The 23,843-nt window shown below is 58.4% G+C and carries 22 protein-coding genes; 14 read left to right on the top strand and 8 right to left on the bottom strand.

From position 1 onward, the window contains the following. Positions 1-84 precede the first annotated feature (84 nt). Positions 85-1,305 (top strand): CynX/NimT family MFS transporter, encoded by a 1,221-nt coding sequence (locus ASE07_RS21880; RefSeq protein WP_057292944.1) that lies wholly within the window; start codon positions 85-87, stop codon positions 1,303-1,305. Between the two features lie 148 nt (positions 1,306-1,453). Here ASE07_RS21880 and ASE07_RS21875 read toward each other — a convergent pair whose 3' ends face one another. From ASE07_RS21875 to pobA, 3 genes are all read right to left on the bottom strand, one after another. Further along, a complete protein-coding gene (locus ASE07_RS21875; protein ID WP_057292943.1) occupies positions 1,454-1,945 on the bottom strand; it encodes a hypothetical protein in 492 nt (163 codons plus the stop codon). A 161-nt stretch (positions 1,946-2,106) separates the two neighbouring features. Beyond that, a complete protein-coding gene (locus tag ASE07_RS21870; protein ID WP_057292942.1) occupies positions 2,107-3,291 on the bottom strand; it encodes an ABC transporter substrate-binding protein in 1,185 nt (394 codons plus the stop codon). A gap of 181 nt (positions 3,292-3,472) precedes the next feature. Next, on the bottom strand, positions 3,473-4,654 hold the full coding sequence (pobA, locus tag ASE07_RS21865) for a 4-hydroxybenzoate 3-monooxygenase (RefSeq protein ID WP_057292941.1): 1,182 nt from the start codon (positions 4,652-4,654) through the stop codon (positions 3,473-3,475). A 218-nt stretch (positions 4,655-4,872) separates the two neighbouring features. Here pobA and ASE07_RS21860 point away from each other — a divergent pair, with 218 nt between their 5' ends. Together ASE07_RS21860 and folE are read left to right on the top strand one after the other, a co-directional pair. Beyond that, positions 4,873-5,754, top strand: a complete 882-nt coding sequence (locus ASE07_RS21860) for a helix-turn-helix domain-containing protein (RefSeq protein ID WP_057292940.1) — start codon at positions 4,873-4,875, stop codon at positions 5,752-5,754. A 94-nt stretch (positions 5,755-5,848) separates the two neighbouring features. Next, positions 5,849-6,418: a GTP cyclohydrolase I FolE gene (gene folE / locus ASE07_RS21855; RefSeq protein WP_057292939.1), complete on the top strand. Its 570-nt coding sequence runs from the start codon at positions 5,849-5,851 to the stop codon at positions 6,416-6,418. 42 nt (positions 6,419-6,460) lie between these two features. Here the strand turns inward: folE and ASE07_RS21850 are convergent, their stop codons facing one another. Continuing rightward, on the bottom strand, positions 6,461-7,765 hold the full coding sequence (locus tag ASE07_RS21850; RefSeq protein ID WP_057292938.1) for an NAD(P)/FAD-dependent oxidoreductase: 1,305 nt from the start codon (positions 7,763-7,765) through the stop codon (positions 6,461-6,463). A gap of 211 nt (positions 7,766-7,976) precedes the next feature. On the opposite strand from ASE07_RS21850, the gene ASE07_RS21845 reads away from it, so the two are divergent. Next, the gene (locus ASE07_RS21845) at positions 7,977-8,939 is read left to right on the top strand and encodes a LysR family transcriptional regulator (RefSeq protein ID WP_057292937.1); all 963 of its coding nucleotides are present in this window, start codon (positions 7,977-7,979) and stop codon (positions 8,937-8,939) included. Positions 8,940-9,001: 62 nt separating this feature from the next. On the opposite strand, the gene hpaI is transcribed toward ASE07_RS21845, so the two are convergent. From hpaI to xseA, 4 genes are all read right to left on the bottom strand, one after another. Then, complete coding sequence (gene hpaI, locus ASE07_RS21840) at positions 9,002-9,808, bottom strand: 4-hydroxy-2-oxoheptanedioate aldolase (RefSeq protein ID WP_057292936.1); 807 nt, start codon at positions 9,806-9,808, stop codon at positions 9,002-9,004. A 120-nt stretch (positions 9,809-9,928) separates the two neighbouring features. Beyond that, positions 9,929-10,168 carry a hypothetical protein gene (locus tag ASE07_RS21835; protein WP_057292935.1) on the bottom strand — a complete coding sequence of 80 codons (240 nt, stop codon included), beginning with the start codon at positions 10,166-10,168 and terminating at the stop codon, positions 9,929-9,931. A 362-nt stretch (positions 10,169-10,530) separates the two neighbouring features. Continuing rightward, complete coding sequence (sodB, locus tag ASE07_RS21830) at positions 10,531-11,109, bottom strand: superoxide dismutase [Fe] (protein ID WP_057292934.1); 579 nt, start codon at positions 11,107-11,109, stop codon at positions 10,531-10,533. A gap of 164 nt (positions 11,110-11,273) precedes the next feature. Then, positions 11,274-12,635 (bottom strand): exodeoxyribonuclease VII large subunit, encoded by a 1,362-nt coding sequence (gene xseA / locus ASE07_RS21825; protein ID WP_057292933.1) that lies wholly within the window; start codon positions 12,633-12,635, stop codon positions 11,274-11,276. A 312-nt stretch (positions 12,636-12,947) separates the two neighbouring features. Here xseA and ASE07_RS21820 point away from each other — a divergent pair, with 312 nt between their 5' ends. The 10 genes from ASE07_RS21820 to ASE07_RS21775 all read left to right on the top strand — a co-directional run bounded on the left by ASE07_RS21820 (position 12,948) and on the right by ASE07_RS21775 (position 23,753). Beyond that, on the top strand, positions 12,948-13,553 hold the full coding sequence (locus tag ASE07_RS21820) for a MotA/TolQ/ExbB proton channel family protein (RefSeq protein ID WP_057292932.1): 606 nt from the start codon (positions 12,948-12,950) through the stop codon (positions 13,551-13,553). Between the two features lie 9 nt (positions 13,554-13,562). After that, positions 13,563-13,997 carry an ExbD/TolR family protein gene (locus ASE07_RS21815; protein ID WP_057292931.1) on the top strand — a complete coding sequence of 145 codons (435 nt, stop codon included), beginning with the start codon at positions 13,563-13,565 and terminating at the stop codon, positions 13,995-13,997. Further along, positions 13,994-15,010 (top strand): tetraacyldisaccharide 4'-kinase, encoded by a 1,017-nt coding sequence (gene lpxK / locus ASE07_RS21810; RefSeq protein ID WP_057292930.1) that lies wholly within the window; start codon positions 13,994-13,996, stop codon positions 15,008-15,010. Before ASE07_RS21815 ends, lpxK begins: the two co-directional genes overlap by 4 nt. Continuing rightward, positions 14,991-15,179 (top strand): Trm112 family protein, encoded by a 189-nt coding sequence (locus tag ASE07_RS21805; RefSeq protein WP_057292929.1) that lies wholly within the window; start codon positions 14,991-14,993, stop codon positions 15,177-15,179. Before lpxK ends, ASE07_RS21805 begins: the two co-directional genes overlap by 20 nt. Before the next feature lie 111 nt (positions 15,180-15,290). Beyond that, a complete protein-coding gene (kdsB, locus tag ASE07_RS21800) occupies positions 15,291-16,049 on the top strand; it encodes a 3-deoxy-manno-octulosonate cytidylyltransferase (RefSeq protein WP_057293033.1) in 759 nt (252 codons plus the stop codon). A 138-nt stretch (positions 16,050-16,187) separates the two neighbouring features. After that, positions 16,188-16,844 carry an adenylate kinase gene (adk, locus tag ASE07_RS21795; RefSeq protein WP_057292928.1) on the top strand — a complete coding sequence of 219 codons (657 nt, stop codon included), beginning with the start codon at positions 16,188-16,190 and terminating at the stop codon, positions 16,842-16,844. A 336-nt stretch (positions 16,845-17,180) separates the two neighbouring features. After that, entirely contained in the window at positions 17,181-19,439 is a 2,259-nt protein-coding gene (locus ASE07_RS21790; RefSeq protein WP_235548563.1) for a sodium-translocating pyrophosphatase, read from the top strand. Positions 19,440-19,646: 207 nt separating this feature from the next. Beyond that, complete coding sequence (locus tag ASE07_RS21785) at positions 19,647-20,405, top strand: 3-hydroxyacyl-CoA dehydrogenase (RefSeq protein ID WP_057292927.1); 759 nt, start codon at positions 19,647-19,649, stop codon at positions 20,403-20,405. Between the two features lie 173 nt (positions 20,406-20,578). Further along, positions 20,579-22,408, top strand: coding sequence for a gamma-glutamyltransferase (ggt, locus tag ASE07_RS21780; protein ID WP_057292926.1), 1,830 nt, complete (start codon positions 20,579-20,581; stop codon positions 22,406-22,408). 121 nt (positions 22,409-22,529) lie between these two features. Next, on the top strand, positions 22,530-23,753 hold the full coding sequence (locus ASE07_RS21775) for a patatin-like phospholipase family protein (RefSeq protein ID WP_057292925.1): 1,224 nt from the start codon (positions 22,530-22,532) through the stop codon (positions 23,751-23,753). The last annotated feature ends 90 nt before the right edge of the window (positions 23,754-23,843 follow it).

Genomic DNA, 23,843 nt, shown 5'->3' with positions numbered 1-23,843 from the left:
GTCCGGGCTGGCGACGCCGGGCGGGGTGGGCCATCGGAAAGGCATCTCCCTGCACATCAGGCCGATGTGCGGGACAATACGCTCATGACAACATCGATCAAGACCAATGCGGCGAGCCGTCCGGCGTCGCCGTTGCTCCTTGCTTTCACACTTTTTCTCGTCGCCATCAACCTGCGTCCCGCACTGTCAGGTGTTGCGCCGCTACTTGCCGCAATCCGTGCGACGACCGGCCTGTCAGCCACCGGTGCCGGCAGCCTGACGACGTTGCCGGTGCTTTGCTTCGGCGCGATTGCGCCGCTCGGCCCTTTGCTGGCGCGGCGCTATTCGGCGGAGCGCACCATCCTTTTCGGCCTTCTGGTGCTCGCAGTCAGCGTTGTGCTGCGGGTCTTTTTTGGCTTGCCGGGATTGTTCGCGGGTACCTTTCTGGCGGGAGCAAGCATCGGCGTTGTCATGGTGCTGTTGCCAAGCATCATCAAGCGGGATTTCTCGGAAAGCGCCGGCATCATGACCGGCTTGTACACCATGGGCCTGTGTCTCGGCGCGGCGGTTGCCGCCGGTGTTGCTGTGCCAATTCAGCGACTGGCAGGTGGCGACTGGCGCGCATCGCTGGCCTTCTGGGCATTGCCCGCCTTGCTTGGCGCGGTCGCCTGGGGTGTATTTGGCGTGCATGGCAATGCGACCCCGGTGCAAAAGCGTTATCGCGTGACCGGCCTGCGCGCAAGCCGCATCGCCTGGCACGTGGCCCTGTTCATGGGGTTGCAATCGATGCTGGCGTACTGCGTATTCGGCTGGCTTCCGACCATCCTAATCGATCGTGGGTTCACGCCGCTCGCCGCTGGCGCAGCGCTATCGGCGTCGATTGCCGCGCAACTCGTGACAGCCCTCGGTGGACCATCGCTGGCCAGTCGTGGCAAGGACCAGCGACTCGTTGTCATGGTGATGATATTGCTGACGGCGGCAGGTCTGATGGGTTGCATGTATGCGCCGGTGTCGCAGATCTGGTTCTGGGCCGTGGTGCTTGGCCTGGGGCAGGGCGGCAGTTTCAGTGTCGGCATGATGCTGGTCGTCTTGCGTTCGCCCAACTCGCAGATCGTCGCGTCGTTATCCGGCATGACACAGCTGGTGGGCTACCTGCTGGCCGCTGTCGGCCCGTTCGTCGCCGGGGTGATGCGGGATGCGACCGGCAACTGGAATCTCGCGGCAGGATTCTTCATGGTGACGGCGGTCGCAGCCTTGTTGATGGGCATCGGCGCAGGCCAGCGCTTGTATGTGCAGGCGAAGGTGGAGGAGGTTGCGACGTCGTAGTACATATCAAGGCTGGTTGTTCGGTTATTAGCTATGCCGGCCAGCGCGCACACGATATTCATGCGGCGACAGCTGCGCAACGCTTTCTCGAAAAAGGATGCTTAACGTTTGAGTCAACCGCAGCGGGAAGGCAAGCTGAAACGAAGAGTTAACCCTTATCGGGTATGAACTCCATCATCCAATTTATCTCCCAGGTTGCGCCATTGTCGGCTGAGAACGCCTGTTCCCAAGTCGGGTTGCCACCGGGGTTGCCGTTCCAGGTAAAGCGTACCTTGATGGGTCGGCGGTCCAGCTTGTCATCAGCAAAGAAGACACCAACGGGGCCGTTGAAACTTCCAACCACCGGCACGTCGAGCTTGTGCGGGGCGCGTCCATCAAGCCACCAGATCGCCCAGGTTTTTGTTTGTGGGTCAAACGAGCGAAAGGCGACGGCCCGCACCTCGGCTTCGGGAAAGTAGAGAACGTTGTCTTCTACATTGCCAAAGCCGCCGAGAATTTTATGCGTGCGAGAGGTTCCGGAAAAAATGGTCCAGTCACTGCAACCGGTGAGACGAGAATTAAGGCGGCGGTGGCGAACATGCCAGGCTCCCATAATGAAATCGAAGTCAGTAGGCGCTGCGATCTGGTTTGAAGGTGACATTGCGTGTTGGCGAAAAAATTTAAAACAATCGGTTTGCTAGAGCGCTTTTCAGGAAAGAGAAGGGCTGACCAAAATTGATCAGCCCTTCATTCTTTTGATTCAATCGTGCGTCTACAGGCTAGTTCGCCAGCCCCATGGGCCCACCAGCCCATGATCGGTCTTTACTTGCCGGGGTCCTTCATATCCGCAAACTTGTCGAACTCTATGTTGTAGACCTCATTGCCGCGCTTCTCGACCTTGCGGATGTACACGGTTTGAATCACGTCACGCGTTGCGGGGTCAATCGTGATTGGGCCGCGCGGGCTATTGATTTTCATGCCCTTGAGTGCAGCCATCGCCTTATCGGCATCGATCTTGCCATTCAGTTTTTTCGACACTTCATAGATGGCATGCATGCCGTCATAGGCAGCCACGGCCATGAAGTTCGGGCGTCCGCCGTTCGGGTTGGCATCGGCGAAGTTCTTCAGGAAGGTTTTGTTTTCCGGTGAATCGTGCGCAGCCGAATAATGGAAGCTGGTGATGACGCCCAACACCGCATCGCCCATTGCCGGCAACACATGGTCGTCAGTCAGGTCGCCGGTGGCGATGACCTTGATGCCTGCTTCCGCAAGGCCGCGTTCACGATAGCCTTTCATGAAGGCGATACCTTGCTCGCCCGCCGGCACAAAGATGAACACCGCTTCGGGTTTGGCATCCTTGATACGCTGGATGAAGGGTGCGAATTCAGGGTTGCGCAAAGGCACGCGAATCGATTCCACTACTTGTCCGCCGCCACCGATGAAGTTGGTCTTGAAAGCGGTTTCCGCATCGATCCCGGGGCCGTAGTCAGCAACCAGAGTGACGACGCGCTTGATGTTGTTCTTGACCGCCCAGGTGGCCATCGGAGCGGATATCTGCGGCAGTGTCATCGAGACACGCGCGATATAGTTCGACTTGGTCGTGATGATCGAGGTCGCCGCGTTCATGATGATCATCGGCTTCTTCGCCTGCTCGGCGATCGGGGCGACCGCCAATGCTTCCGGTGTCAGTCCGAAGCCAGCGAGGAAATCCACCTTGTCGCGTACCACCAGTTCCTGCGCGAGGCGCTTGGCGACTTCGGGTACCGGGCCGGTCGTATCCTTGATGATGATTTCGACTTTCTTGCCGGCGACTTTGTCACCATGTTGCTGCATGTAGGCCTTGATGCCGCCTTCCATCTGCTTGCCGTAATCGGCGAAGGGACCGGAGAAGGGCGCAATCAACCCAACCTTGATGGTTTCCTGTGCATAGACGCTGAACGAGGTCAACCCGAGGGTGCCAATGGTGCCAATGGCGGCAATGGATGCCAGTATTTTGCTGAACTTCATGGTTGTCTCCTGTATGTGGCTGGTTAGCTCTTCATATCAGCATTGGCGGGACTGGCCTGACAATGCCACTGTGAAAACGATCATAACTGAATAGCGGTTCGCTCAATAGCGATTTGTTCGGTTGTCGAACAGTTTTCAGGGTCAGGCCGCTGCTGCTCGCTGGCTTCTGACAAATAGCTGCTCACTCTATTTTTTCATAAGGCAAGCCGACGTAATTCTCCGCGATCGTGGTGCGTCCCGCCAGCGAGCCGGTGTAGTAATTCAGGTCTGCCAGTTGTATGCGCTGAGCGAATGGGTCGTCGGACAGCTTGTGCAGGATCGAGGTCATCCACCATGAGAAACGCTCCGCCTTCCAGATACGGCGCAGGCAGATATCGGAATAGCTGTCGAGCAAATCGGTGCGGCCTTCGTGATACGCCTTGCGCAGCACATGGTAGAGCGTATAGACATCGCTGGCAGCCAGATTCAGGCCCTTTGCACCGGTGGGCGGCACGATATGCGCGGCGTCGCCGACCAGGAACATGCGGCCGAATTTCATCGGCTCGGCCACGAAACTGCGCAGCGGCGCAATGCTTTTTTCAATCGACGGACCGGTCACCAGCGAGGCGGCCACATCTTTCGGCAGGCGGGACTTTAATTCATTCCAGAAACGCTCATCCGACCATTGCTCGATCGTGTCATCCAGTGAGCACTGCACGTAGTAACGACTCAGTACATTGGAACGCATGCTGCAGAGCGCAAAGCCGCGCTCATGATTGGCATAGATCAGTTCATGCGCGACCGGCGGGGTACGCGACAGCACCCCGAGCCAGCCGAACGGATAGACCCGTTCGAAGATGTTGAGCTTGTCCGTGGGCACCGACTTGCGCGACACGCCATGGAAGCCGTCGCAACCGGCAATGTAGTCACATTCCAGCGTGACAGTTTCGCCGTTCTTCACAAAGGTCACGCGCGGCGCTTCACTGTCGAAATCATGCAATGCAACATTGCGTGCTTCATAAATGCTGATGCCTCCGACCGCAGCCCGCGCTTCCATCAAATCGCGCGTGACCTCGGTCTGGCCGTACACCATGACGGTTTTTCCACCGGTCAGGCCTTTCAGGTCGATACGCTCACGGCGGCCGCTGAAGGCCAACGTAACGCCTTCATGTACTTGCCCTTCACGATCCATGCGTGCACCTGCGCCGGCTTCGCGGATCAGTTCGACCGTGCCTTGTTCCAGCACGCCAGCGCGAATGCGGCCGAGAACGTATTCCGGTGTTTTGACTTCGAGAATCACATTGTCGATACCCTGACGCTGCAGCAACTGGCCGAGCAGCAGGCCGGACGGGCCGGCGCCAATAATGGCAACTTGAGTTTTCATGATGGTCTCCTGAGTCGCTGAATGCCTGAATGCGTATTGTTGCGGTGCGAGCAGTGATATCAACCTACATGACTATCTTGGTCCACAGCGCTTGCGCGGGGAATGAACTTTCCAAGGAAAAAATTGGACTTTTCGCATATTTTATGGAGCGGTTTTGCTAAGATTCATATTCGTTCATCCCTAATCAATAATCCAACAATCTCACGATTCAACCCTCCATGGCCAACGTAGGTGCAATTCCTGTCTACAAACTGTACGGTGAACATGCCCCATGGCCAACGCCGGAAATGGTGCATTGCGAGTCGATAGCGGCACGCAGCCGTTTGCACAATTGGCATATCAAGCCGCATCAGCACAATGGCCTGTTCCAGATCCTGTACCTTGACCAGGGCAGTGCGCGCATCCAGCTTGACGACATGCACCGATCCATGCGCGCCGGACAAATACTGATGGTGCCGCAGGTCTGCATCCATGGTTTCGAGTTTTCCCGAAACACCATCGGCCACGTGGTGACGCTGGCCTATCCATTGATCAGCAAGCTGACGCGCCAGATGACCGACGGACTGGCGGCACTGACCGCGCCCAGCATGCACACACTGGGTGACGACGAAGAGAGTGGCTATATACGCGTGGCATTTTCTGCCCTCGATGCCGAATACCGCGGCGTCGCGCCACATCGCGACATCCTGATTGAAGCACTGCTGGGTGCTATCCTTGTCTGGTTGACCCGTCACGCAATGCAGGCGCTGCCGCCGCGCCCGAAAGAGGCGGTACGCGGCGGCCGTCACCTTGTCCGCTTTTCGGAATTGCTCGAAGAAAACTACACCAGGCATTTCCCAGTTGCCTATTACGCAAAACAGCTTGGTATCACCGCTGCGCACCTGAACCTGCTCTGTCGCCGGACCATCCAAAAGTCAGCACTGGAAATGATTCACGAGCGGGTCTTGCTTGAAGCCAGGCGCAACCTTGTGTACACGTCGATGACCATCAGCGAAGTCTCCTATGCGCTTGGTTTTTCCGACCCCGCCTATTTCACGCGTTTCTTCAAGCGAGGCACAGGCCAGTCGCCAAAGGACTTCCGTCGTCGTGCCGGTACCTGAAAAGTAAAAAAAGACATCTTTTTTGGTGACTCGTGGCAAGCAGCGGCTGCGCACGTTAGATACAATGCGTCCTTCACGATCAAGGAGTCCGAAAATGGATGAAAACGACTTTTCCGAAAAAGACTGGCGCCGCCTGTTGCGCCACATCGGCGAAGACCCGACGCGCCAAGGCTTGCTGGAAACGCCCAAGCGCGTCGACAAGGCATGGCAGCATTGGACATCCGGTTACAAGCAGGACCCGGCGGACATCCTGAAGGTATTTGAAGATGGCGCCGAGAAATACAACGAGCTGATCGTGGTACGCGGTATTCCTGTCTATAGCCATTGCGAGCATCACCTGGCGCCGTTTTTCGGAACGGCCACGGTGGGTTATACCCCTAATGGCAAGATTGTCGGCCTGTCCAAGCTGACCCGTCTTGTCGAGTGCTTCTCGAAGCGCCTGCAGGTGCAGGAGCGCCTGACCATCCAGGTCGCCGACGCATTGATGGAACATGTGCAGCCACTGTCAGTCGGTGTTGTGGTGCGTTGCCGTCACATGTGCATGGAGAGTCGCGGCATCCAGACGCCGGGCGAAGAAACCGTCACCTCCGCATTGCTCGGTGAAATGCGGACCAATCTCGGCCTGCGTACCGAGTTCCTCTCGCTGGCGCGCGAAAAGGATTAAGGATCTGCGATTCGGGACGATGATCTCCTCGTCATCCGATCTCTAATGCAGCTTTACCGACGGCGATACCTTGCTGCGCAGCCAGTGCACCACCGTCTGTGCAGCCATGCGAATAAAGCCGTGCAGGGCCATCACATGCTTCTGGTACATCAGCGCATACAACACCCGTGCGGTCACGCCGCCGACGAGCATCTCGCGTCCCGGAGCAGCTCCCAGCAGGCTGCCCACAGCAGCGAAAGGGCCAAGGGAAACCAGTGAGCCATAGTCGCGATACTGGAAGTCAGGACTCCTGGTGCCGGGTTGTTTCGCCAGCACTTCGGCGAGATACATCGCCTGCTGATGGGCGACCTGCGCGCGCGGTGGAACGGCTGCACCTTTCACCGGGCAGATGTAATTCGAACAATCCCCGATTGCATACACACTGTCGTCGTCCGGCGTTTGCAAAGCGGCGTTGACGATGATCTGCCTGATACGGTTCATCGGCAGTCCCAGTGTCGTGCAGACCGCAGGACCCTCTACACCCGCTGCCCACAGGGTGATGTCTGCCGCATGCCTTGTTCCATTGGTATCCAGCACCGCATCCGCATCGACGCGCGCCACGGTGGTCGATGTGCATACTTCTACCCCGAGCGAACGCAGATAACGTGCAGCACGCCTGGACAAGCGTGGATTCAGATGCGGCAACAAGAGTTCGCCGCGCTCGACAATGCTGACCCGTACGTCGTGATCGGGATCGAGCGTATGCACGTTGTACTTCGCCAGCGTGCGTACCGTATGACTTAGTTCCGCTGCCAGTTCCACACCGGTGGCGCCACCTCCGACGATGACGATATTTACAATCGTGCCTTCGCTCGCGCCTGCCAGGCGACGACTGCTCGCGTGCATGCAGTTGGCAAGGAAACGCTTGCGGAAGAGCTCGGCCTGCCAGACGCTGTCGAGCGTCATTGCGTGTTCGGCTGCGCCGGAGATGTTGAAAAAGTTAGTGACGGCGCCGAAAGCAAGCACCAATTTGTCGTAGCGCAGACTGCGCGCCGGCAGGATTTCCTGCCCATCGTCGCTGCGAAAAGGACCAATGCTGACGGTGCGACGGGTGCGGTCCACGCTCAGCACTTCGCCGCAGACGAACTGGAAACCATGCTCTGCCGCTTGTGCCGAATAGGCGACTTCGTGCATTAGTGGATCGCGCTTGCCCGACGCAACCGTATGCAGCAGCGGCTTCCAGAAATGGGTGGGAGAGCGGTCGATGAGGATGATGCGAGCGCGTCCGTTCCTGCCGAGACTGTCGCCCAACCGCGTTGCGAGCTCAAGCCCGCCGGCTCCTCCTCCTGCAATGACTATGGTATGCATCTCGTACCTCCAGACAGATTAACAATTCATGATGAGACAGCTTGCGCACGTCGCTTTGCCGATCAGGCGTCAGGTATCAGGCATTAGGATGAATCGGCATGGTCGGACGCAGGACCGGGAGTCCGTTATGTGCATCTGTTGGCTGTTAATATATGCGCAAGTAATTGAAAAGAAAAATTAATTTTTCTACAAAATTAATAAGGCATAGCTTATGAATCATGCGAGTTTTAAACAGCTTGAGGCGCTACTGCTCGTTTCACGGCATGAAAGCGTATCCCGCGCGGCTGATGCATTGCATGTGACGCAGCCTGCTGTATCGCTGCAGTTGCGCATGCTGGAAGAAGCGGCCGGAACGCCGCTGACCCGAAAATCGGGCCGCGGTATTCAGCTGACAGCTGCCGGCGAAGTGATGGTTGATTTTGCTGACCGGATACTTCGGCTGTGGGAAGAGGCGACTGATGAAGTCGCTGCATTGAAAGGCGTGATCAGCGGAACCTTGCGCATTGGTGCGGTGACCACGGCGGAATATCTGTTGCCGCCGATGCTGGTGCAGTTCACCACCGAGCGCCCCGATGTGCGTATCAAGCTTCAGGTCGGCAGCCGCCCCGAAATCATCAACCTGCTGAGCCGGCATGAAATCGATCTTGCCATCATGGGTACGCCACCGCGCGAACTTCGAACGAATGCAGCGGTGTTTGCAAAGCACCCGATGGCCTTCATCGCCAGTCCTGACCATCCATTAATGAAGCTCAAGCGCGTCTCTCTGGCGCATATCATGGAAGCGAACCTGCTGGTGCGCGAACGCGGGTCGGGCACACGCACGGCGGTGGAGCGCTTGTTCAAGGAGGCATCCTATCCGCTACGGATCGGTTCCGAGATGTCGAGCAATGAAGCGATCAAGCGTATGGTGGTCGCAGGACTCGGCGTGGCTTTTCTGTCGGTGCATGCCTGCACGCTGGAGTTCGAGGCTGGTCTCGCATGCATGCTGCCCATGAGCGAGAGCCCCGTCGAGGCTGACTGGTATGTGATGCACCTGACCGATAAGCCGATTCCGACGGTGGCAGCAGCGTTTCAGGATTTTGTCATTGAAAACGGTCAGGCCGTGGTGCGCCAACAGCTTGAAGCGTTTCATCGAGATGCGGCGCGGCGCAATCGCACGCGCAAGGCACGTTGAGCCGCAAGCGATCATGATCAATCACAATTGATCGCCATGAACGGAAATGAAAGAGGCTTGACTCAATATACCGAATTGCCGGTCACAGTGGTGGCCGTGGCGGTTTCCTTGTAGCGGGCCGCCAGCGCGCTGCTGGCGCGAGAGAGCAGGGTGGCATCAGCACCGACCGCAACGAATGCACAACCGAGTTCAAGATATTTGCGAGCGAGCGTTTCATCCGATGCAATGATGCCGGCCGCCTTGCCTGCGTTGATGATGACCTTGATGGCGTCATCGATGGTGCGCAAGACGTCAGGATGGTTCGGGTTGCTGCGATGGCCCATGGAGGCGGAGAGATCAGCCGGACCGATGAATACTCCATCGACACCGTCGACCGCCGCAATCGCGGCCAGGTTGTTCAGGCCGGTCACCGATTCGACTTGCACCAGCAGGCAGATTTCCGCATTGGCCTGATCGACATAATCCGGTATGCGGCTCCAGCGGGATGCACGTGCCAGCGCGCTGCCAACGCCACGTACGCCTTCCGGCGGATAGCGTGTCGCGCGAACCAGCGCGGTGGCCTGTTCCGGAGTATCCACCATGGGAACCAGCAGGCTTTGCACACCCAGATCGAGCAACTGCTTGATGACCACCGTATCGCCGATCGGCGGACGGACCACCGGATGCGAAGACGAAGCCGCTACTGCCTGCAATTGTGCCAGTACGCTGCGCACATCGTTGGGCGCATGTTCTCCGTCGAGCAGAAGCCAGTCAAACCCTGCGCCCGCACAGATTTCCGCACAGTAGGGATCGGCAAGGGCAAGCCAGAGGCCGATCTGGGCCTGCCGCTGTTGTAATGCCTTCTTGAACGCGTTGTCTGGGTTTTGCATGTGAGAGCCTGTCGCCTGTCTGTAACGATAGAGATTTGTGTCAGTGCATTGAAACTTTTACACCCTTTATGTTACAGCGCCGGCAATTTGCTTGCCGGCGCTGTCAGGGAACGTCGTGGCTTACTTGCGTTCCGGTGCAGACATGGCGGTAACCGGACCGATTGTCGTTGGAAACTCCGGCGGGGCAGGATCGGGAATGATTTCCGGACCTTGCGGTCCGGCGGGCCCTGTCGGATCCTGTGGCGGCGCGATTTCGGGCTGCGGCCAAGTGGATGGTGCGATCTCGGGTGCCGGATTCGGTGTTACCGGTACTTCGGGTGGGGAATGAGCAGGGTTATCCCCTGGTTCTTGCGTAGCCATGGCACTAACTCCTTATTGAAAGTTGAATCAAAGGATGCGGACAGCTCGCCAGTTGCATCGCTTTTACAAACTTGTGCCTGAGCTTGTCCACTACCGGCATACACGTTACCGGTGCAAGTTCCATTCCATTCCACCATTCCGGCAATGACTGACAGCCGGGCTGCGTTGCGGCGCCATGGAGATATTGAAAAATCGCCAGTAGCTGCGGCCGGCAAGCTTGCTTTACATCAAACTTCAATAAAAATGCCGCCCGGCTTTCGCGGGGCGGCATGGATAGGGATGACGCGCTGTCGTTCCTCAGGGCGCCGGCCCGTGCCTATCGCCTTGGCAATAGGCAATAAGCAATAGGCAATCAGGATTTGTCAGGCAAAGTTCTTTGCAACGAAGTCCCAGTTCACGAGGTTCCAGAATGCCTCGACAAACTTCGGACGGGCATTGCGGTAGTCGATATAGTAAGCGTGCTCCCAGACGTCGCAGGTCAGCAGCGGCTTATCGCTTGTGGTCAGCGGTGTGCCGGCATTGGATGTATTGACGATGTCGACCGAACCGTCAGCCTTCTTGACCAGCCATGTCCAGCCTGAACCGAAGTTGGTCACGCAGGACTTGGTAAATTCTTCCTTGAACTTGTCAAACGAACCCCACTTGGCGTTGATCGCGTCCGACACGGCACCGGCCGGTGCACCGCCACCGTTCGGTTTCATGCAGTTCCAGAAGAAGGTGTGATTCCAGACCTGGGCAGAGTTATTGAACACGCCACCCGACGACTTCTTGATGATGTCTTCAAGGGAGGCGTTTTCAAACTCGGTGCCTTTGATCAGGTTGTTCAGGTTGGTCACATAGGCCTGGTGATGCTTGCCGTAGTGGTACTCCAGCGTTTCCTTGGAGATGTGCGGCTGCAGTGCGTCCATCGCGTAAGGCAAAGGTGGCAGGGTATGTTCCATTTGGCTTCCTTTCTGTTTTCGGGCGGTTGATGTTGTTTTTGAAAGAGCTCAATTGTATGTCGGATGCGGCAAGCCTGCATATGTGCGTGTATTGATACATCCCCAATAGGTTTGCATCAACTTTTGCCGCGGATTTGCGGTAGATGGCCGGTGAATTCGCTTATTTATTCCAGCGTCGGTTGGACGCTGGCAATGCCGACTTCGGCTGCGCCATCGGCGAGTCTTACCGTCACGACGTCACGCGGACGAAGATCTTTCGGCGTACGCACGATCCTTCCCTTGCCATCCAACACCATCGCATAGCCGCGCTCGAGCGTGCGTTGTGGATTGAGCAGTTCAAGCTGGGCGCTGAGGGCGGCCAATGCCTGTCGTCTCTGCATCGTCAAGGTGGTCATCCGCGTCGCCAGCCGCCGCGCGTCATCCGTCAATTTTGCGCGAACCGGTCCGGTACGCGGCAACTGCGCGTTCAATCTGGTTTGCAACTGGCTGACAGCGAATCGTGCCTGCCGCAACGGGGTGCGCGTGGCATGGGCAAGCCGGGTCTGCAATCCCTGCAGTTTCAGTCGCTCATGGGTGATGTGCGCAGACGGGCTCACGAGCCGATGCGACAGCCAGTCGAGCGTCTGGGAACTATCCGAAAGCAGACGGCGCAGGGCGCGCGTCAGGTCGTCGGCATGGGATTCCAGCATGGACAGCCAGTCCGCGCGCGGTGCGGCCGCCATTTCGGCGGCAGCGGTCGGGGTCGGCGCGCGCAAGTCGGCAGCGAAATCGGCAATCGTGAAATCGGTTTCGTGGCCGACGCCGGAAATGACCGGCATCGCGCAATCCACGATGGCTCGGGCGACGACTTCTTCATTGAAAGACCACAGGTCTTCGATACTGCCCCCGCCGCGACACACCAGCAGGGTGTCGACTTCAGCACGTGCCGAGGCGGTGGTGATCGCCTGGGCAATCTTGTCGGCTGCGCCTTCGCCCTGGACCGGCGTTGGATAAAGAATCACCCGGACATGCGGTGCCCGGCGCCGCAGCGTCGTCAGGATGTCCCGCAACGCCGCCGCCTGAGGACTGGTTACGATGCCGATAGTGCGCGCAAACAGGGCGAGCGGACGCTTGCGTGCAGGATCGAACAAACCTTCGGCATTCAGCTTGTCCTTGAGGCGCAGAAACGCTTCGTACAGGTTGCCGACGCCGGCGCGACGGATCGCTTCGACATTGAGCTGGTAATCGCCGCGGGGCGCATACAGCGTGACGAGGGCGCGGACTTCGACCTTGTCGCCTTCGCGCGGCATGAAGCCGGCATACTGCGCGCGCCCACGGAACATCACCGCCCGTACCTGGGCGCCTTCGTCCTTGAGCGTGAAGTACCAGTGGCCGGAGGCTGCCCGCGTGAAATTGGAGATCTCTCCGGAGACCCAGGCCAGTGGAAAACTGCGCTCCAGCATCCGTGCAACGGCCTGGTTCAATGCCGATACCGTCAGCACGGACGGCGCCGCGCTTGTATCTTCGTTTAAAGAGTCAATGTTCATGCGCCTCTCCGGACGAAAACCTGTCCACAGGCGCACCAAACCGTCATCTTGCTGTCACAGTTGGTTACAATCAACTTTCATCATCCTTAAGTCCTTGATTTGTAAGGACTGCTTAATTCATGGAAATTTCCGTAAAGAAAGCAAAAAGTCTTAAAAATCAACCACTTTTGCGAAATCCCACAGACTTGCCCACAAAGTTATCCACACCTTCGGCCGAACAACAGAACAGGTTTACCACGGCCTTGCCCTTGCCCATGAAGGCTCAACACGATACATTCTGCATCCGACTGAATTGAACACCAGGAGTCTGTTTTGCTCGCCATTATCCAAGCTGCCGGCTGGCCCATCTGGCCGCTGCTGATTGCCTCCGTTATCGGACTGACACTGATCATCGAGCGGGTATTGTACCTGCGCCGCAGCCGTATCATTCCCGCCAATCTTCTCGACGATGTCATCCGTGTTTATCACAATGGCAAGATAGGTCCGGAAGTCATTGCCAACCTCGAACAGAATTCGCCGCTGGGTCGCGTGCTGGCAGCCGGCCTACGCAATGTCGACGCGCCGCGCGAGGTCATGAAAGAAACCATCGAGGAAGCGGGGCGCGGCACGGCCCACGAACTGGAACGCTTTCTCACCACGCTCGGCACCATCGCTACGCTGGCGCCGCTGATGGGCCTGTTCGGCACGGTGGTCGGCATGATCGAAATCTTCGGGTCGCAAAATGCAGCGGGCGCCAATCCTGCGCAACTTGCGCATGGTATTTCGGTGGCCCTCTACAACACTGGTTTCGGCCTGGCCATCGCCATGCCGGCACTTGTGTTTTATCGTCATTTCCGTGCGCTGGTCGACAGCTTTATCGTCGATATGGAACAGCAGGCCGTCAAATTTGTCGACATCGTCCACGGCAATCGCAAATAAGGCCGCGCCATGAATTTTCGTAAAGGCAAGGGCAGGGAAGAACCGGACATCAACCTGATTCCCTTCATCGATGTACTGCTGGTCATCCTGATTTTTCTAATGGTGACCACCACCTACAGCAAATTTACCGCGCTGCAGATCACGCTGCCGACGGCAGACGCCGAAAAGGCCATGGAACAGCCGCAGGAGATTAACGTCGGGGTTGACGCGCAAGGCCATTATGCAGTCGACAATACCAAGGTGGCCGCACGCGATGCAGCAGCTCTTGCGGAAGAGCTGAAGAATGCCTCTAATGCACACGGCCAGTCCAAAAAAGATCCCGTCATCATCATCAACGCCGATGCGACTGCGGCGCACCAGTCTGTGATCAACGTGCTGGAAGCGGCACGTATCGCCGGCTTCGACAGAGTCACTTTCGCCGCCCAGACCAGCGGCAGGAAATGAGCTCGGCTGCCGAATCAGTCCTGACCCGCGCCTGGCGCCGGCGCGGCTTGCTTGCTTGGCTGCTGCTGCCGGTTTCCCTGCTGTTTCGTGTGCTTGTCTCGGTGCGCCGGCGCCTGTATCAGGCCGGATGGCTGCGCAGTACCCGGCTGCCGGTGCCGGTGATCGTGGTCGGCAATGTATTTGTCGGCGGTACCGGGAAAACTCCGTTCGCGATCTGGCTGATTGAACAATTGCGTACAGCGGGTTTCACGCCCGGCGTGATTTCTCGCGGCTACGGTGCCAGCACCGAAAGTCCGGTCGAAGTGACCGCCGGTACCACCCCCGCCCAAGTCGGCGACGAGCCAACGCTGATCGCCCTGCGCACCGGTTGCCCGCTCATGGTCGGGCGCAACAGGGTCGCCGCCGCGCAGGCGTTGCTTGCTGCCCATCCGTCCGTCGATGTCATCGTTTCCGACGACGGCTTGCAGCATTATGCGTTGCAGCGCGATATTGAAATCGTGCTGTGCGATGAACGCGGGGACGGCAACGGCTGGATGCTTCCCGCCGGACCCTTGCGCGAACCGGCCAGCCGGACGCGCGACTTCACAGTCGTCAATGCGCCACATTTGCCGCCCCGTGTGATCGAGCCGGCATTCCGGATGCAACTTTCCGGCGACTCCGCAGTGCGTTTGTCCGATCCGTCGCATGCCGTGCCGCTGTCGACTATCCGGGCACCACGGATCCTTGCCGCAGCCGGTATTGGCAATCCGGAACGTTTCTTCTCCATGCTGAAAAAGGCCGGCCTTGCCATCCGGACGTTGCCCTTGCCGGATCACTACGATTATGCGGACAATCCTTTTGCGAAGGCTCCCGCCGATATCATCCTGATCACGGAGAAGGATGCAGTAAAATGTACCCAAATTGATACGATAAAGAGTGACCCACGCCTGTGGGTCGTACCTGTGGCAGCGCGCGTCGACGGTGCGCTCGCCAAACGAATAGTGGAGAAATGTCGTGGACGCCCGACTGCTTGATATCCTGGTTTGCCCGCTCTGCAAGGGGCCGCTCGAGTACGACAAGACTGCGCAGGAACTGATCTGCAACCCCGACAAACTGGCGTATCCGATCCGGGATGGCATCCCGATCATGTGGGCCGATGAAGCCCGTGATCTCAATGCGCCCCGCACGCCGGCGGCAAGCTAAAGCCAAGGCAAGGTCAATCAATGCGGCGCTGCAGCCGCATACTTGACGGAATGCGCCGGCGCACGGCGCTCCGCCAACGACCCGTTTGGTCTGTCTACCGGAAAAGCCCTCATGTCCTTTACCGTCATTATTCCTGCGCGCCTGGCTTCCACGCGCCTGCCCAATAAACCGCTTGCCGACATCGGCGGCAAACCGATGGTCGTGCGCGTCGCAGAACGCGCCGCGCAATCCGGCGCCGCGCGTATCGCCGTTGCCACTGACCATCAGGACATCGTTGCGGCCTGCCGGGCACACGGCGTCGAAGTTCATCTGACCCGCGCCGACCATCCTTCCGGAACCGACCGTATTGCAGAAGTCGCAGCCACCATGGGCCTTGGCGAGGATGCTGTTATCGTCAACGTCCAGGGTGATGAACCGCTGATTTCCCCGGCACTGATCGCCGCCACCGGCGCGCTGATCAGCAGCGATGTGCCGATGGCGACTGCAGCCCATGCGATTCATGAGCCTGCCGATATCTTCAATCCGAATGTCGTCAAGGTCGTGCTCGACAAGTCGGGAAGGGCGCTCTATTTTTCGCGCGCAACCATCCCCTGGCATCGCGATGGCTTCACGCAGTCCAGGGAAATCGTCCCACCGGGTTACCAGCCGTTGCGCCATATCGGCCTGTATGCGTTCCGCAATGCCTTCCTGCAGGCCTATCCTCGGCTGGCGATATCGCCGCTGGAACAGATCGAAGCACTCGAACAATTGCGGGTTCTGTGGCACGGCTATTCGATCGCTGTCCACGTTACCGATGGTGCACCTGCAGCAGGTGTGGATACCCCGGAAGACCTCGCCAGAGTACAGGCTTATTTTGGTCAAGGAAAATAGAAGAATTCCGGGCAAGCCTGCCGGTTAAACAAGATTCTGTGGTAAGTTTCATGAAAAGTTGGCGTGATACAAACATGCTGTTTCAGTCGAAACGTATCTCGCACTGCACCAAATTTAAAACCAGTCTAGGAAAATGTCATGCGTCTCATCCTGTTAGGGCCGCCCGGTGCCGGTAAGGGCACCCAGGCGAATTTCATCAAGGAAAAGTTCAATATCCCGCAGATCTCGACCGGCGATATGTTGCGCGCCGCCGTCAAGGCCGGTACGCCGCTCGGTATCGAAGCGAAGAAAGTCATGGATGCCGGTGGTCTGGTATCGGACGACATCATCATCGGCCTCGTGAAGGATCGCCTGAAGCAGGCAGACTGCGCCAATGGTTATCTGTTCGACGGTTTTCCGCGCACCATCCCGCAAGCGGACGCGATGAAGGAGGCCGGTGTAGCCATCGACTTCGTGCTTGAAATCGATGTGCCCGATGCGGCTATCATCGAACGCATGAGCGGCCGCCGCGTCCACCAGTCGTCCGGCCGTACTTACCACGTCACCTTCAATCCCCCTAAAGTGGCCGGCAAGGACGACATCACCGGTGAGGACCTGATCCAGCGCGATGACGACAAGGAAGAGACCGTGCAAAAACGCCTTTCTGTTTATCACGAGCAGACTGAAGTCCTTGTCGACTACTACAACAAATGGGCGAAGTCCGGCCAGCCTGGCGCGCCAAAGTATCGGAAAATTGAAGGAGTCGGACCGGTTGAAACCATCCGGGACAGAGCCTTCGCAGCATTGGCTGAGTAAGAATCAAAAAGCGGACAATTGTCCGCTTTTTGTTTTCGGCATGCTGAACCTAATCGGGGCAATCGAGCCCAAAATGGAACGGACATGCATGGCCCACTTGAGATAGGTGCAGCGAGGAATTGAAACACGATTGTCGGTCAGCGAACAGTGGACAATGAATAGTGAGCAGGTTTTGCTGCCGATGCGATGAGCTTCAAAGGGTTGCGTAAAAGTTTGCAGTGCGTAGTACCCGAAGGATAAGACAACGGCTATTGAAGTAGCCGTCATCGAATGTCGTACTCCTCCGGAACGTCGTCGTTGTTTTAACTTTGTCGTGAACAATATGGAGGAGTCGATATGGCAACAGGATTGTGGTTTGCCGTAGCATGCGGTGTGCTTGCCGTCATCTACGGACTGATGTCCCGGAGCTGGATCCTGAGTCAGGATGCCGGCAATGCCCGCATGCAGGAAATTGCGCTCGCTATCCAGCAGGGTGCGGCCGCTTATCTCGGACGACAGTACCGTACCATCGCGATCGTCGGCGTTGTCCTGTTTATCCTTATCGCCATTCTTCCCGGCCTTGGCCTCAAAACAGCCGCCGGATTCCTGATCGGTGCCGTCCTCTCGGGTGCCTGCGGTTTCATCGGCATGAACGTGTCGGTACGTGCAAACGTCCGCACCGCACAGGCCGCCACCAAAGGCATGAATGAAGCGCTGGACGTTGCGTTCCGTGGCGGTGCGATCACCGGCATGCTGGTGGCCGGCCTGGGCCTGCTCGGCGTGGTGCTGTTCTACTGGTATCTCACCAGTTCCGGTGCAAATGCGAGCTCCATTCATGATGTGCTCAAGCCGCTGATCGGCCTTGGCTTCGGCGCTTCCCTGATTTCGATATTTGCACGTCTTGGCGGCGGCATCTTTACCAAGGGTGCGGACGTTGGCGCCGACCTGGTTGGCAAAGTCGAAGCCGGCATCCCGGAAGACGATCCACGTAATCCGGCCGTCATCGCCGATAACGTCGGCGACAATGTCGGCGACTGCGCGGGCATGGCGGCCGACCTGTTTGAAACGTATGTCGTCACGCTGATCGCCACCATGCTGCTCGGCGCGCTGGTGATCAAGGGCGCCGAAATGCAGGCGGTGCTGTATCCGCTGCTCCTGGCTGCGGTGTCGATCCCGGCGTCCATCATCGGCTGCTGGATGGTCAAGGCCAAGCCCGGCAAGAAAATCATGTCTGCGCTGTACACGGGATTATGGTGGGCCGCCGGCCTGTCGCTGATCGGCTTTGCCGTCGTCACCTGGATGGTTCTCCCCGAACCGATGCGTGTTCCCATGATGGGTTCGGCGGTGGTTGGCATCGTCCTGACCGGCCTCATGGTGTATATCACCGAGTACTACACCGGAACCGATTTCAAACCGGTCCGGCACATCGCCGAAGCATCCACCACCGGCCACGGTACCAATATCATTGCCGGCCTTGGCGTATCAATGAAATCGACCGCATATCCGGTGCTGTCTGTGTGCGTGGCGATCCTTGTCGCATACTGGCTCGGAGGACTCTACGGCGTCGCGATTGCCGCTACGGCCATGCTGTCGATGGCCGGCATTATCGTTGCCCTCGATGCCTACGGTCCGATTACCGATAACGCGGGCGGCATTGCCGAAATGTCCGAACTGCCGGATTCCGTGCGGGCGATCACCGATCCGCTCGATGCGGTAGGCAATACCACCAAGGCGGTCACCAAAGGGTATGCCATCGGTTCCGCCGGTCTTGCCGCACTGGTTCTATTTGCCGACTATACCCACGCGCTCGACTCGGTTGGCAAAAGTACGTCCTTCGACCTGTCCAACCCGATGGTCATCGTTGGGCTCTTCATCGGTGGCCTGATTCCCTACCTGTTCGGTGCAATGGCCATGGAGGCGGTGGGACGTGCCGCGGGCGCCGTCGTTATCGAAGTGCGTCGCCAGTTCCGTGACATCAAGGGCATCATGGATGGTTCGGGCAAGCCGGAATATGACAAGGCAGTCGACATGCTGACCGCATCGGCTATCAAGGAAATGGTCATCCCATCGCTGCTCCCCGTGGTGGTTCCGGTTCTCGTCGGCATGCTGCTCGGACCGGCCGCTCTAGGCGGACTGCTGATGGGTACTATCGTTACCGGTCTCTTCGTCGCGATCTCGATGACCACTGGCGGCGGTGCCTGGGATAACGCCAAGAAGTACATTGAAGACGGCCATCATGGCGGCAAGGGGTCGGAAGCGCACAAGGCGGCAGTGACTGGCGATACCGTGGGCGATCCGTACAAGGACACCGCGGGACCTGCTGTCAATCCACTGATCAAGATCATCAATATCGTTGCACTGCTGCTGGTGCCCTTGCTGCCCGCAACCGCGCCGCAGGCAGGCGGTGCGCATGGGCCTGCTTCGATCACGGCGCCGGCGGGCACGCCGCCGACGACGGACTCGGCGGCGCCGATCGCGTCTTTTTCTGGGGGCGCCGAGCTGCCTGCCGGCGTTGCACTCGTCGTCAATAGCTCGCTATTGACTCCTCCTGCGCCTTGCCAGTCAAAAAAAATCCATCGATCTCATTTGTCACGTTATAGCTTGGGATTGGTATAAGGCGACGCAATACACGCGGTCCATCGGAATCTTCGGGACTTCGTAAATGGTGAATCAAGCAAAAGGCGGCTGCGGTCGCCTTTTGCTTTTTCGGCGAAAAGTTCGCTACAATCGCATGAATTACGTTTACGTAAACGTCATCCGGGCTGACAGGTCTGTGCATTGACGCAGACCTCAATCACCTTTCCGTTCAGAAAAGAGGAGAACATGCAGATTCAGAACAGCGTATTCATTATTACCGGCGGCGCATCCGGTCTCGGCGCGGCAACGGCCCGCATGATCGTCGATAACGGTGGCAAGGTGGTGCTGGCCGACGTTCAGGTAGAAGCCGGCGAAAAGCTGGCGGCGGAACTGGGCGGGCGTTTCGTCAAGTGCGATGTCACCTCCGAAGCCGACGGCAAGGCGGTCGTCGATGCCGCCACCGGCATGGGAACCTTGCGCGGCCTGATCAATTGCGCTGGCGTCGCGCCCGCAGTAAAGACTGTCGGAAAAGACGGTCCGCATCCGCTGGACGTATTCCAGCGCGTGGTCAGCATCAACCTGGTTGGCACCTTCAACATGGCGCGTCTCGCGGCCGATGCCATGTCCAAAACCGAGGGCAACGAATACGGTGAACGTGGCGTCATCATCAATACCGCATCGGTCGCCGCCTACGATGGTCAGATCGGACAAGCGGCTTACGGCGCATCGAAAGCCGGTGTGGTGGGCCTGACGTTGCCGATGGCGCGCGATCTGTCGCGTAACGGCATCCGGGTCATGACTATTGCTCCAGGCATCTTCGAGACGCCGATGCTGCTCGGCATGCCCCAGGAAGTGCAGGACGCACTCGGTCGCATGGTCCCGTTCCCACCGCGGCTCGGCAAGCCCGTCGAATACGCGCATCTTGCCCGCTCGATCATTGAAAATCCCATGCTGAACGGCGAAACCATTCGTCTGGATGGCGCTATCCGTATGCAGCCCAAGTAATTGTTTCTCATGGAAAGGGCGAGCGACACTTCGGTTTCGCTCGCCCTTTTGCTTGGATGCATTGTCTTACGTGCGGTGAGCGACCTCAAGTGTCCGGCATTTAGCGATGGCAAGCGCATGACAGCCAGGCACAGTCAAATTAGACTAGCCACTCCTTTCCCATGGAGTCGGCCATGATCAAAACAAAAATCTCCCTGCTCGCCACGGCATCGCTCCTGCTCGTTGCCTGCGCCAGCAATCAGACCGCACAACAAGCTGCTCCGGCCACCCCGGTCGCTCCGGTCGTCGCAACCAGCCCGGCCCCTGGCATGCAGGCCCCGGAAAGCGCGTCCGGCTTCACTGATAAACCGGGTTGGGCCGCCAAAAAATTCATGGTCGCTGCAGCCAATCCTTTGGCAACCGAAGCCGGTTACCGGGTACTGCGTGTCGGCGGTTCCGCCGTCGATGCCGCCATCGCCGTGCAGATGGTGTTGGGGCTGGTAGAGCCGCAATCGTCCGGCATTGCCGGCGGTGCCTTCATGATGCATTTCGATGGCAACACCGTGAAGGCCTTCGACGGGCGGGAAACCGCACCCGCCGCTGCAACCGAACGATTGTTCCAGACCGCCGAAGGCAAGGCCATGAGTTTCCACGAAGGCGTCGTCGGCGGACGCTCGGTCGGCGCACCCGGCGTGCTGCGCATGCTTGAACTGGCGCACAAGCAGTACGGCAGGTTGCCATGGGCATCCCTGTTCGCGCCTGCGATTTCACTGGCGGAGCGAGGCTTCGCTGTCAGTCCGCGCTTGAACGCCATGCTGAAAACTGAACAGTTCCTGAGAAAGGATCCAGTCGCGGCTGCCTATTTTTACGATAAGGATGGCAACCCCTGGCCAGTGGGGCATGTATTGAAAAATCCTGAGCTTGCGCAAGTTCTGCGTGATATCGCCAAAGGCGGTGCCGATGCGTTTTACACAGGCCAGATCGCGCGCGATATCGAAACCAAGGTAAAAAGCCATCCCACCAATCCGGGCTTGCTGACCGCGGCCGATATTGCCGGCTACCAGGCCAAGGTGCGCGAGCCGGTCTGTACCGACTACAAAACCTGGACCGTATGCGGCATGCCGCCGCCTTCCTCAGGTGGTATCGCCATCGCGCAAATGCTTGGCATGCTGGAGACAAAGAATATGCGCGCACTCACCCCCGTGAATGGTGCGCTCAACGCCGATGCGATTCATTTGTTTTCCGAAGCGGGCCGGCTCGCCTATGCCGATCGGGGCCGCTATGTCGCCGACACCGATTTCGTGCCCTTGCCCGGCAATAGCCCGAAGGCGCTGGTGGACAAGCGCTACCTGGCTGAACGCGCAGCACTGATTACGGACAAGTCGATGGGCGTGGCAAAGTTCGGCGTGCCACCGGCTACCACGCTTGCGCTCGGGATAGACAATTCTCCGGAGTTGCCGTCTACCTCGCACATTTCCATCGTCGATGCCAAGGGCAATGCCATTTCGATGACCACCACGATCGAGGACGCTTTTGGTTCCAGGCAGATGGTGCGCGGCTTCCTGCTCAATAACCAGCTTACGGACTTTTCTTTCGATCCGGTGGATGCCAATGGGCCGGTAGCCAACCGGGTGCAGTCCGGCAAGCGCCCGCGCAGTTCCATGGCCCCGACCTTCGTGTTTGAACGGGGTACGAAAAAACTCGTGCTTTCAACGGGCTCCCCGGGCGGATCTGCAATCATCAATTATGTCGGCAAGGTCCTGGTCGGAACGCTCGACTGGGGACTCAATGTGCAGCAGGCAATCAGCCTGCCCAATTTCGGCAGCCGCAACGGGCCGACCGAACTGGAACAGGGGAGGGTAAGCGATGCCTTGGTCGAACAGCTCAAGGCCAAAGGGCACAATGTCCGTGTTATGGAGCAGACCTCGGGATTGCAGGGCATCATGCGCATGAATATCCATGGAGAAGAGATGTGGTTCGGTGGCGCCGACCCGCGCCGCGAAGGTATCGTCAAGGGCGACTAATGTCTTGCTGACATGGAAGAACAGGGCAGTGCACCAGCGCCGACATGACGTCGCGTTGTTTTCAGGTTGGTCGCAGCGTCTCTGTTTCCCAAAGGGCATTGTCGCCTGCTAATCTCTTGTCATGAGTGAGAGCAAAAAAACTGGCCTTGTCCTGACTGGCGGAGGCGCACGGGCAGCCTACCAGGTTGGTGTACTGGATGGCGTCTCGTCGATCCTGCGCGACGCAGGCTGGGAAGCGTCGCGCAATCCCTATGACATTATCTGCGGCACATCGGCTGGTGCGATCAACGCCACCGCGCTGGCTTGTCATGCCGATAACTTCGAAGAAGGCCTGCACAAGGTCTTGCAGGTGTGGGAGCACTTCGCCGCGGAACAGGTGTACCGTGCCGATTCGCTCGGCGTCTTGCGATCGGGCGCCAGGTGGCTGTCGCTGATGTCCTTCGGCTGGCTTTTGCGTAAATGGAAGGCCAGTCCCCCCAATGCGCTGCTTGACAATACGCCATTGGTGACGCTGCTGAACCGGATGCTCAACTTCCCACGGCTGGATGCGGCGCTGATGGATGGGAAGCTGCATGCGCTGGCCGTTACTGCATCGTCTTATACGGCAGGTCGCCACATTACCTTCTTTCAAAGCGAAGCCGACATCGAGCCTTGGGTGCGCTCACAGCGGACGGCGTTACGTAGCCAGATCGGCGTGGAGCATTTGCTGGCTTCATCGGCGATTCCCCTGATTTTTCCGGCGACACCTCTTTACTGCGAAGGTCGGCGAGAATTCTTCGGCGACGGATCGATGCGCCAACTCGCGCCAATTTCGCCGGCAATCCATCTGGGGGCAGACAAGGTGCTGGTCATTGGTGCAGGACGACTCAATGAACCCACCCCGGAAAATCCCGGTCCGCCGCAATATCCCAGCCTTGCACAGATCGCCGGCCACGCCTTGTCCAGTATCTTCCTTGACAGTCTTGCCGTGGACATCGAGCGCACGACGCGCGTGAATCTCACCCTGTCGATGCTGACCGAAGAACAGAGGGCACGGATGCCGCTGCGTCCCATCCAGATGCTGATCATTGCTCCGTCGGAGCGCCTTGACGAAATTGCCAGCCGGCGGGTTGGCAGTCTGCCGCGCCCGATACGGATGTTGTTGGGAGGAATCGGCGCCACCGAGGCGAGCGGTGCAGCGCTGGCGTCTTACCTGTTGTTTGAATCCAGTTATACCGGCGAGCTGATTCGGCTAGGCCGGAAAGATGCGCTTGCTCGTCGCGACGACGTTCTTGCCTTCTTTGGCATGGCTGAACAGGAGCAGCAAAAATGCCAGGAGAAAGCATGGTGCGCCGGGAGCAGCTGACCCTCGCAACACGTTGACCAACACCGCCTGGGGTTGGCCTATTACCAGCCGCCGCTTTGCTGGTAATGACGTTTCCAAGGCTTTTTGCGC

The organism is Noviherbaspirillum sp. Root189, assembly GCF_001428545.1.
Taxonomy (GTDB): Bacteria; Pseudomonadota; Gammaproteobacteria; order Burkholderiales; family Burkholderiaceae_D; genus Noviherbaspirillum.
This window is presented reverse-complemented; position numbering and strand designations above follow the sequence as displayed.